The sequence below is a fragment of the bacterium genome (genome assembly GCA_040755795.1).
In the GTDB taxonomy this organism is placed as follows: Bacteria; UBA9089; CG2-30-40-21; order CG2-30-40-21; family SBAY01; genus JBFLXS01.
In genome coordinates, this window is sequence record JBFLXS010000117.1 from 1 (window position 1) to 10,409 (window position 10,409).

The 10,409-nt window shown below is 35.8% G+C and carries 10 protein-coding genes; all 10 read left to right on the forward strand.

Features of this window, described 5'->3' with window-relative positions:
• Positions 1-494 precede the first annotated feature (494 nt).
• The 10 genes from AB1414_09115 to AB1414_09160 all read left to right on the forward strand — a co-directional run bounded on the left by AB1414_09115 (position 495) and on the right by AB1414_09160 (position 10,235).
• Positions 495-1,061, forward strand: a complete 567-nt coding sequence (locus AB1414_09115; protein ID MEW6607600.1) for an OmpH family outer membrane protein — start codon at positions 495-497, stop codon at positions 1,059-1,061.
• Positions 1,061-2,098 carry a UDP-3-O-(3-hydroxymyristoyl)glucosamine N-acyltransferase gene (gene lpxD, locus AB1414_09120; protein MEW6607601.1) on the forward strand — a complete coding sequence of 346 codons (1,038 nt, stop codon included), beginning with the start codon at positions 1,061-1,063 and terminating at the stop codon, positions 2,096-2,098. The genes AB1414_09115 and lpxD overlap by 1 nt, the downstream gene beginning before the upstream one ends.
• Positions 2,079-2,912 carry a UDP-3-O-acyl-N-acetylglucosamine deacetylase gene (lpxC, locus tag AB1414_09125; protein ID MEW6607602.1) on the forward strand — a complete coding sequence of 278 codons (834 nt, stop codon included), beginning with the start codon at positions 2,079-2,081 and terminating at the stop codon, positions 2,910-2,912. Before lpxD ends, lpxC begins: the two co-directional genes overlap by 20 nt.
• A 783-nt stretch (positions 2,913-3,695) precedes the next feature.
• A complete protein-coding gene (locus AB1414_09130) occupies positions 3,696-4,148 on the forward strand; it encodes a hypothetical protein (protein MEW6607603.1) in 453 nt (150 codons plus the stop codon).
• 86 nt (positions 4,149-4,234) lie between these two features.
• Entirely contained in the window at positions 4,235-5,146 is a 912-nt protein-coding gene (locus AB1414_09135; protein MEW6607604.1) for a helix-turn-helix domain-containing protein, read from the forward strand.
• Positions 5,147-5,613: 467 nt separating this feature from the next.
• Positions 5,614-6,639 (forward strand): 6-phosphofructokinase, encoded by a 1,026-nt coding sequence (locus tag AB1414_09140; protein MEW6607605.1) that lies wholly within the window; start codon positions 5,614-5,616, stop codon positions 6,637-6,639.
• A 521-nt stretch (positions 6,640-7,160) separates the two neighbouring features.
• Positions 7,161-7,607: a hypothetical protein gene (locus tag AB1414_09145; GenBank protein ID MEW6607606.1), complete on the forward strand. Its 447-nt coding sequence runs from the start codon at positions 7,161-7,163 to the stop codon at positions 7,605-7,607.
• Positions 7,604-8,599 carry a conjugal transfer protein TraF gene (gene traF / locus AB1414_09150; GenBank protein MEW6607607.1) on the forward strand — a complete coding sequence of 332 codons (996 nt, stop codon included), beginning with the start codon at positions 7,604-7,606 and terminating at the stop codon, positions 8,597-8,599. Before AB1414_09145 ends, traF begins: the two co-directional genes overlap by 4 nt.
• A gap of 58 nt (positions 8,600-8,657) precedes the next feature.
• On the forward strand, positions 8,658-9,128 hold the full coding sequence (locus tag AB1414_09155) for a coiled-coil domain-containing protein (protein ID MEW6607608.1): 471 nt from the start codon (positions 8,658-8,660) through the stop codon (positions 9,126-9,128).
• Between the two features lie 123 nt (positions 9,129-9,251).
• On the forward strand, positions 9,252-10,235 hold the full coding sequence (locus AB1414_09160; protein MEW6607609.1) for a hypothetical protein: 984 nt from the start codon (positions 9,252-9,254) through the stop codon (positions 10,233-10,235).
• The last annotated feature ends 174 nt before the right edge of the window (positions 10,236-10,409 follow it).

Sequence of the window (10,409 nt, forward strand, 5' to 3'; positions counted from 1 at the left end):
CTCAACACGACACCAGAATTGATGTCCGAAAGGTGGAGCAAGAAAAAGTTTAAGCCATTTCTCCAATTCTCCCTTTTCCCCATTTCTCCTTGTTTACACTTCTAATGTATAGCCCTGAACGGTTACCAGAAAAGATTATTGGTGCATCTATTGAAATACATAGGACCTGCTTGCCGAATCTTCAGCAGGCAAGCCAGATTTGTTAATCAATTTTAACACAAGGGGGAAGTTCCGTTTTAATATTTAATTTTTGATTTTGTATTACACAACTTGTTGTGTTTTAAGTGGTTTCGCACTAAGTCAATACCATTCATTTGTGCTCTCTGACCACGCTAAACAGGTACGGGGCAAAGCCCCAGAACATCTTCCTTAATTTTCTAGCTGCACAGGTCGAAATTTTTTTTATTTTTCCCTTGACAAAAAGAGGAATATTATGGTAAAATTTACAATAGACAGAAATGAATTTCTTTTAAAAGAAAAAAGGAGAGAGATAAATGAAAAAAGTAACTATTTTAATGTTAAGTGGACTACTGATTTTAGGACTATCTAAAATAGTATATTCACAAGAAGAAGAGGTATTATCTCAGAAAATACCTAATATTGGGGTTGTTGATGGAAAACGCATCTTTGAGGAACATCCAGAGGCTAAAAAGGCACAAGAATTGTTAAAAAAAGAGTTAAATGAAAGAAAAAAAGAGTTGGAAACCCGCTCTAAAGAAATTAGAAGATTAGAAGAGAGCCTGAAATCAAATCTTTTGTTAAGTGATGAGGAAAGGGCTAAAATTGAAAAAGAAATTGACAAAAAGAAAGAAGAAGCAATTAAATATAGCCAGGAGGCTGAAGAATATCTAAATGAAAAAGAAGAAGAACTAACCAGGGGAATATCAGAAAAGATATATCGACTTATTAAAGTAACCGCACAGGAAAAAGGCATAGATATTATTCTAGAGAATAATTATGTCTTATATGCGGATGAGACGCTGGATATTACTGATGATGTCATTGCCAAATTTAAACCAAAGCCGGCGACGGAAAAGACAACAACTCCTTTAGAAAAATAATGACCAAAACCTTAGATGAAATTGCTAAGTTTGTAAATGGGAAAATAATAGGTGATAAAAATATACCTATTTCTCGAATAGCATCCCTTGACCAGGCTAAAAAAGGGGATATAACATTTATCACTTCTGAAAAAGAATTAAAAAAAACTCAACCGGATAAAATTCTTGCCTCAGCCATAATCCTGCCGGAAGATAAAGATACTATTTTATGTGCGAAAATTATTGTCGATAATCCTAAATTAGCCCTGTCAAAATTACTTGAACTTTTCATCCCAACCATTAGACCTTCTGAAGAAATAGACCCAACCGCAATTATTGGAAAAGATGTTGAAATAGGTAAAAAAGTTAGTGTGGGTGCTTATTGTGTCATTGGCGATTCTGCAAAAATAAAGGATAATGTTAGCCTCTATCCTTTGACATCCATTGGAAATGAGGTGGTTATTGGCAAAAATTCTGTTATTCATTCCAATGTAACAATTTATGAAAAAGTAATGCTGGGCGAAGGCGTCATTATTCACAGTGGGTCGGTAATTGGGAGTGATGGCTTTGGGTATGTTAAAACGGATAATAACCAGTATGTAAAAATCCCGCAGAAGGGAAATGTCCTGATTGAAGATGATGTGGAGATAGGTGCGTGTGTAACAATTGACCGAGCAACCATTGACTCGACTATTATCGGTCAAGGAACAAAAATTGATAACCTTGTTCATATTGGGCATAATGCCAGAATAGGTAAAAATTGCATTATTGTGGCTCAAGTAGGTATTTCAGGTAGTGTGACGATAGAAGATAATGTAACTTTAGCAGGCCAATCTGGAGTCTCAGACCATGTGGTCATTCAAGAAAATACTATCGTTGCCGCTCGGGCTGGCGTAATTAAAAATACAGGACCAAATTTAATTGTCTCTGGATTTCCGGCTCAAGAACATCACCAGGAGATAAAAATAAAGGCATTGACTCAGAAACTACCTGAGATAGTTAAGAAAATTAAAGAGTTGGAAAAGAGGATAGAGAAGATTGAAACAGCAAACGATTAAAAAAGAGTTAGAATATTCAGGAATAGGGTTGCATACAGGGAAAAATATCCAGTTAATCTTCAAACCTGCTATTGTAGATAACGGAATTGTTTTTGTTCGTAAAGATTTACCGGGTAATCCTAGAATAAAAACCTGCTTGAAAAATGTCAATAAGACCTCAAGAGAACTTAGTCTGAAAGAGAATGAAGCAGAGGTTCATACCGTAGAACATTTATTGTCTGCATTAATGGGTTTAGGAATTGACAATATTGAAATAGTGATAAATGGTGATGAAGTCCCAATTGGAGATGGAAGTGCCTTGCCTTTTGTTGAACTTCTGAAAGACGAAATTATAAGCCAGGATAAGCCTAAAAAGATATTTTGTCCTAACCAGCCCTGTTGGATTTCTATGAAAGATAAACACATAGTCCTTTTACCGACAGATGAATTGAGAATTACCTATACTATTTATTTTGACCACCCTTTAATCAAGGCACAATTTGCCGATTTTGTTATTACAAAAGAGGTATTTATAAAAGAAATTGCTCCGGCAAGAACATTTGGCTTCTTACAAGAAGTAAAAACTCTCTATGCCCAGGGACTGGCTAAAGGTGGAAGTCTGGATAATGCAATTATTATCGGTGAAGATAGAATTTTAAATGATAATTTACGATTTGATAATGAACTTGTCCGACATAAAATATTAGATTTAATTGGAGATTTTAGTGTCCTTGGTCAACCTATTTCAGGTCATATAATTGCGGTTAAATCAGGTCATGAGTTAAACTTAAAATTAATCAGGGATATAGTGTCTCAAGACTCCTCGAACAGGTAGGAAATTATTCTAATCTGGTAACTATTCAGCATACCAAGCAAGTAGGAAGTAGGAAAGTAGGTAGTAGGAAAGGGATAAAGGATGTGCACGGTATTCCTCTTCTGGGGACAATGTCTCCCCTTTCCTACTTCCCTACTCTCCTACTTTCCTACAGGGTGAATAGTTACCAATATTTTTTCTTCGTGGTCTTCGTGCCCTTCGTGGTTTATCTTAATCGCACAGGTCGGAATATTTCGCACTGGTATTCTATTGTTTAACAAAGGATTACTTCTCAAATCAACGCAATTTGGAACACGCTAAACACGTACAAGTCCCCAGAACATCTTCCTTAATTTTCTACCTGCACAGGTGGAAAAATTGCTGTCTGCCAATAAAAACTTTATTTTATAAGCACTTAAGTAAAAAAATAAGTAAAAAAATAAAAAAAAATAAAAAAAAATAAAAAAATACTTGACAAATTTCTTAAAATATGTTATATTATAATTGCTCACTTCTCCTTCGCCCAATGCCGTCTTGTGGAGCTTAAAGGTGTACATTGAGTACGGCATTGGGTAAAATAATATTTATGCCTGCCTATTGTGATATTTTCCATTAAATATTCACCCCAAGAGGGATATTTATATATTAAATTCGAATAAGGAGATGAATTAAAGATGGAATTGAAATGTTATTGTTGTCAATCTTATATTGACGGACAAGATTATTTAGAAGTAGTCTTTAAAGGGACAATAATTGGTTACATCTGTAAAAGATGTCCAGAAAATTAATGAAGAGGTGAGATTAATGAAAAGGAAATTTGAAATAGCACCGGTAGAAGGAAGTAAAAATTTAGTAGAAATTACCTTTAAGCAAGGTTTTAGTTTCCAAATAGATAAGAAAAAGAAAGTTTTGGTAAAATTTGTGATGATAATAATGCACTATGCCGGCGGTGCGGCGACATTTTTTACTCCAATGTTAAATTTTACCGACAGAGCTTTCCACAACATAAAAACACATTTCCACGAAGCAGGAGCTAAATCACTATTTCATGGAAACCATTATAAACAAAACGCTCGCAAAATCTCAGATGCTCATATTGGGAAAATTCTAACTTTAATTGTTCAAAATCCCACAGTTCCTAATCGAGTAATTGCCGAGGAATTTAATGCACTGGGAGAATTACAAATAAGTTTTAGAAGTGTAGAAAGACTCCGTAATCTCTATAAATTATTAAAGAAGAAGAAAAAAGGATTATGAAATAAGAAAAGGTTTCATATCGCAAAAAGTTTAGATTATTCGAGACAGAAGGGTATCGGGATTTTAAATTATCGATAAAAATTCGAATGGGAGAAAAAATGAAGGCAAAAGAAGATATTTTTCTCCTCACCGTAGAGGAAGTAGCAGATATTCTTCGTGTCCAACCATTAGCCGTCTTTAAGAGATTGTATGGGAAGGAGCTCCTCGCAATTAAATTAGGCTGTAAAACAGTTCGATTCAGGAAGAGTGAGCCGTATCGATATATTAATTGGAAAGAAAGCCAAAATTTTTATATCAAAGGGAAGAAATTTGAAAATATAGGAGATGTGAACAATACAGTTGAGTGCCTTAAGAATGCCACCAGTATATATCCTCTGAATAAATTTGCTCACCTTGAATTAGGCAAAATTTATTATAAAAATATAAAAGAAGACCAGACATATTATGAACTGGCTAAACAAAGATTTGAAAAAGGACTAAAAATTGATTTTGAAGATAGAGATATACATTTATATTTGGGAAAAATGGGGATAACTCCCCAGGAATTAAATTCTCACAATTCAAATTCCATTGAAGAAGAACTATTAACGATAAAGGAATTATCTGAGATATTTAGAGTTCAGTACTTGAAGGCTTACGAAATGGTTATAAACAATGAAATTAGAGGAATACATATTGGTAGATGGAAAATCAGAAGAACAGAAATCGAAAGATATCTTGAGCAACAAGAAAGTGAGTTGGTTTATAAATGGGCGATAGAAGAAAAAGAACTTGGAAATATAGATAATGCTATCGAATATTTTAAAGAAACAACGCGGATTTATCCATTCCATAGAGATGCTCATCTCCAACTTGCAGAAATCTATCGCGAAAAAATGAAATCTGATAAAATTTACCTGCTATGGGCACTGAAGAGACTTGAGAAAGCATTTAAAATTGATCCTGAAAGATTGGAAATTCAAGAAAAGATAAAAGAATTAGAAAAATTAAAAAATTAGCAATTTTTCGACCTGTGCAATTAGAAATAAAAGGATAATTGATTAAACAGATTAGATTTTTTATTGTAAGGGGATTAAACAGATTTTTTTTGTAAGCGGATTGAACGGATTGAGCGGATTTTTTTTTATTTCTTTTTCCGTTAAATCCGCTTACTAAATCCACCCGCTTACTATTAAAAATCTGCTTCCTTAATTTTCTACCTGCACAGGTCGCAATTTTTTTAACTATCACCAACTTTCTAACCCAACTTCATAGCGGTTTCTTAACCATAACCTTTTATCCAAAAAGGCTTCTTGTCCCACCACCGCCTTCTTTTTATCTCACTTGTGGGTATAAAAGCTCGGGCTACCAATTCCCCTCATTTCACTGACACATTGCAGTAATCTACATTTTTTTCTTGACAGAAATATCCTTTTACCGTATAATAATATTAAACAAATAAATTTAATAGAAAGGGGGATTAACATTGAAGATAGGAGTGTTAACTGGTGGTGGAGATTGTCCGGGACTTAATCCGGCGATTAGAGGGATAGTCTTAAGGGCAATAGATTTAGGATATGAGGTTATTGGCATTAAAGATGGCTGGAAAGGAATGGTTAATGGTGAGACACAGTCTCTTAATATAAACGATGTTGAGGGAATAATTTCAAAAGGGGGAACAATACTTGGCACCTCGCGAACTAACCCTTTTAAAAAGGAAGGGGATAAAGAGAAGGTTTTAGAAAATATTAAAAAATTAGGATTAGATTGTATCATTGCCATTGGTGGTGAGGATACTCTAGGTGTTGCAGAGAAATTCTATCAATCAGGGGTAAAAGTAGTTGGAGTCCCTAAAACTATGGATAATGACCTGTCATGCACTGATTATACCTTTGGTTTTGATAGTGCGGTAACCGTAGCCGTAGATGCCTTAGAACGATTGCGGGATACCGCACAGTCACATCGGAGAGTAATGGTTTTAGAAGTAATGGGTAGATATGCTGGCTGGGTATCTCTTTTTACAGGTATTGCCGGTGGGGCAGATTGGATATTGATTCCAGAGATTCCGGTTGACCTGGATAAAATGTGTGACCATTTAAAGAAACTACGGCAACGAGGAAAACCTTATGCCGTCATTGTTACCTCTGAAGCCGTCGAATTACCAGGAATGGCTGAACAGGAGCAGGAAAAGGATGCCTTTGGGCATATTATTCTTAAAGAAAAAGGTGTTGGAGAAAGAGTGGCAGAAGAGATTAAAAAGCGAACCGGGTTTGAAACAAGGGCGGCAGTCATTGGACATATCCAACGCGGTGGGGCTCCAACGGTCTTTGACCGAATGTTAGGCATTCGTGTCGGAGTAAAGGCGGTAGATTTAATCGCTAACCAGCAATTTGGACAGATGGTCTGCTTAAAAGGAAATGAAATACAATCTGCTCCTTTAAAAGAAGCAGTCGCAGAACTTAAAATGGTTACCCAACAATGGTGGAATTTAGCTCAAACACTCTTTAAGTAATGGAGTTCAGGTAACTATTCAGCCACTGATTAACACGGATTAGCACAGATAAATACAGAGGTCAGAAGATATAGCGGTTATTAACTGGAAGTTTAGATAGGATAATACCCATAAATAAGGCATGAGAATAATCGTTCCGTTAGGAACATAATATCGGTAGGAATAGATAGACAAATCAATCAGTTCCGTAGGAACGATATATTGGTAGAAAATTTATGGAAAGCCATTTACCGATATAATGTCCCTATGGGACATTATTTGTATGATATTTATTTCTACCGATATGTTGTCCCTATGGGACATTAAATGAAGGATGAGGTAGAATTTTCATACACGGATTACGAATTTTCAGTGTTTCATCTGTGTTCATCTGTAGCTGAATAGTTACGAGTTCAGGCTTTAGAAATCTGGATATAAGATTCCACGAAATTAAAAGCAAGTAATTGGTAAATGGTAATTGGTGAATGATAACTAATTACCATTCATCAGTTACCATTTACCAAAAGGTTGGAGGTAGAAAATTGAAATTTAAAAAAGGATTAATGGTAGGTTTTTTTGCCGGAATAATCAGGGTGATTTTAAATTTATTAAAATATAAGCTATTTAAAAGCTATTATATTCTTCCCGCTCTATATTCACCTCGATTAAATGGTGACCCAACTCAATGGCTACTACAAACAGCACTTACAGATTTAATTGTGGGTATACTTTTTGGTCTGCTTTTTGTTTTGTTAATTAACGCCTTGTCAGGAACCAAAATAAAAAGAGGGCTGGGATATGGATTTGTTATGTGGGTGATTAGTGAGTTACCCTCCTTACTTATGGCATATACAGCCCGGATGATAGATTTAGGGTTAATTACCTTGTGGGGAATAGCCGGATTAATAAGCAATTTTGTAATTGGGATGGGAATAGTATTTATTTATGACCTGATGTTAAAACAAGAAGTTAAAGGGGGTAAAGAATGAAAAAAATACTTATTTTAGGGATAGGAGTTAATTTTTTATTCACAAGCATAAGTTATGCCTGTTTGGGTGCAAGACCACTTTCGATGGGTGGAGCGTTTGTGGCGGTTGCGGATGATGTTCATTCCTGTTACTGGAATCCAGCAGGTATGAGCAATATTAAAAGGATAGAACTTACCGGGATGAAAACGATGAATAATCGAGATGTGATTAGCTATCAGGAATGGTATGCCGGGGCGGTTAGAGCAGGCAACGCGGCGGGCATAGGGGGAAGTTATATTCATGAAATAAGTTGGATAGATGAAACAGAAAATACCACTGGCAGAAACTATGTTTTTGACGAAAAGTGGAAGGTATTTTCTATTGGTGGTTACGGCACCGGGATATTGAAAAATACTGCCTTTGGAGTTAACATTCGGAAGATTACTTATTCCCTGATGACCGGTAATGGAACAGGAGCATCAACCTGGGGCGGTGGAGCGGATTTTAGAAACAAAGGCTACGAAACAGACTCACTGGGATACGATATTGGGATTCTGCATAATCTCAATGAACACTTTACCATCGGAATTTTGATTCAGGATGTAAATAAACCTAAAATAGACTTTTCAAATTCACCATTAAACAAAAAATATGAGTATGTCCGTAATTTTAGACCTGGCGCCGCCTGGAAACCAGATGATAAAACTATCTTCTCTATTGATTGGTATGACTTTATTTTAGACAATATCTATGATGAAGATATGGAGGGACAAAGTGGGGTCAGGGTAGGTTTTGAACGGTGGTTGACTGATGGATTTGCAGTTAGAGCCGGACTTTATGGAAGGAGTTTCCATACGATTGGTTTTGGCTTAAGAGGAAGTCCGCAGTTTACAAAAGTAGAAATTTCCGGAACCAAAAAACAACCCTCTACTTTAGAATTTCAACTTGATTATGCACTTTTAGAAAGTAATGGTGCGGGAACGCATCTTTTATCTTTAACAACTAAGTTTTAATCGTTGCTTTAATAATTTTGAACTATTACGAAAAATTTATATAAGGAGGAATTTTAAAATGGTTGTTTTAGCTGTCCCAAAGATTTTAAGAGAAAAACTTACTGACCAGGGAGTTGATGAGTTCATTACTATTATTAATAAGGTTGAGGATAATGTAAAGAAAGATTCTATTGTCATAGCCGAAGAAAAATTTGAAAGAAGACTTTCTGAGGAAAATTCAAAACTTGATAATCGGATTACTGAAGAGACTGCTAAACTTGATAGGCGGATTACTGAAGAGGTGGCTAAACTTGATAATCGGATTACTGAAGAGGTGGCTAAACTTGATAGGCGGATTACTGAAGAGGTGGCTAAACTTGATAGGCGGATTACTGAAGAGGTGGCTAAACTTGATAGGCGGATTACTGAAGAGGTGGCTAAAATACAAACACAGATAGCTCAATTTAAAACAGAGATTATCAAATGGATGTTTCTTTTCTGGATTGGACAACTTGTTACCGTTGCAGGACTTATAAAATGGCTAAGATAACTGTAAGTACTCAAATAGCGTTTAAAAAGAAGAATGAAAATTCGAGGTTAGGAATTTGGAATTCGGGAAAGGAATATACTTTTTTAAACTTTTAACTTCATTTTTGGATGAAAGGATATGATTATGAAAAAATTAACTATCTTGGTAATAGGAATGGGGTTAGTATTACTTAATCAAAAAACTGGCTTTAGCTACTTTGGTGAAGGCGTCGGGGCAAGGGCATTAGGTATGGGAGGAACTTTTGTCGCGGTAGCCGAAGGAATTGATAGTTGCTTCTGGAATCCTGCCGGATTGGGGAATATAAAAGAGTCAGAACTAACAATTATGCGCACAATGAATAACCGAGAGATAACTACTTATCACGAGTGGTTAGCGGCAGGAACTAAATTGGGTGATTATGGAGGAATAGGAGTGAATTATGTGCAGTTTAAAGCAGGATTCAAATGGTACGAAAAGGAAACTGATGACCTGACTCATTATGCGATTGACGATGAATGGGTTGGTTTAGCCTTTGGAGGTTATGGAACGGGACAATTTCAAAATGTCGCAATGGGTGTTAACATCCGAAAAAGAACTTCATCGCTTTTGGTCGGAACATCTGCGGATGATTTCAAATGGTCTGATTGTCCACCAACAGGACATACAACAGATGTTATCGAGTATGATGTTGGTATTTTGTATCATGTAAATAAGGAATTCTCACTTGGGCTTATCGTGCAAAATTTAGATGAACCGGTTATCCATTATGGGGAAGATTCGCCAATTTACGATTTTTCCTGGAAAAAAATTATTAAACCAGGGCTTGCCTATAGACCAGATGATAAAACTATTTTTGCGATAGATATTTACGATTGGACATTAGATAATGTATATGATACAAAGATAGATATGGGACAAAGTGGGGTACGCGTAGGTTTTGAGAAATGGTATGAGGATAAACTGGCGATACGGGCAGGGCTTTTGAATAAATATTATCATACTATAGGATTTGGGGTTAGAGGGGAATTAAAGAGGTTTTTCCCGGAATTAAAATATGATATTGATTATGCCTTATTACAAGGTGGTGGAGCAGGAACGCATTTCCTTTCTTGCACGGTGAAGTTTTAGACAAAGGATAGAGGTCAAAAGACGGTGGTGTCTTAATCTAGTGTCGCGTTGAACAAATAACGCACGGAATTTGATTCTGGTAACTGGTGATTGGTAACTGGTAATTAAATACCGTTCGGCTGAGGTAATCGGTCAGTTATTGGTGGGAGAAAGGCATAAAGATTAAATTTCTCG

Excerpts from the sequence above, each read along its gene's own strand:
- AB1414_09115 (MEW6607600.1), top strand. The coding sequence starts at position 495 with ATGAAAAAAGTAACTATTTTAATGTTAAGTGGACTACTGATTTTAGGA.
- lpxD (MEW6607601.1), top strand. The coding sequence starts at position 1,061 with ATGACCAAAACCTTAGATGAAATTGCTAAGTTTGTAAATGGGAAAATA.
- AB1414_09130 (MEW6607603.1), top strand. The coding sequence starts at position 3,696 with ATGAAAAGGAAATTTGAAATAGCACCGGTAGAAGGAAGTAAAAATTTA.
- AB1414_09135 (MEW6607604.1), top strand. The coding sequence starts at position 4,235 with ATGGGAGAAAAAATGAAGGCAAAAGAAGATATTTTTCTCCTCACCGTA.
- traF (MEW6607607.1), top strand. The coding sequence starts at position 7,604 with ATGAAAAAAATACTTATTTTAGGGATAGGAGTTAATTTTTTATTCACA.
- AB1414_09155 (MEW6607608.1), top strand. The coding sequence starts at position 8,658 with ATGGTTGTTTTAGCTGTCCCAAAGATTTTAAGAGAAAAACTTACTGAC.
- AB1414_09160 (MEW6607609.1), top strand. The coding sequence starts at position 9,252 with ATGAAAAAATTAACTATCTTGGTAATAGGAATGGGGTTAGTATTACTT.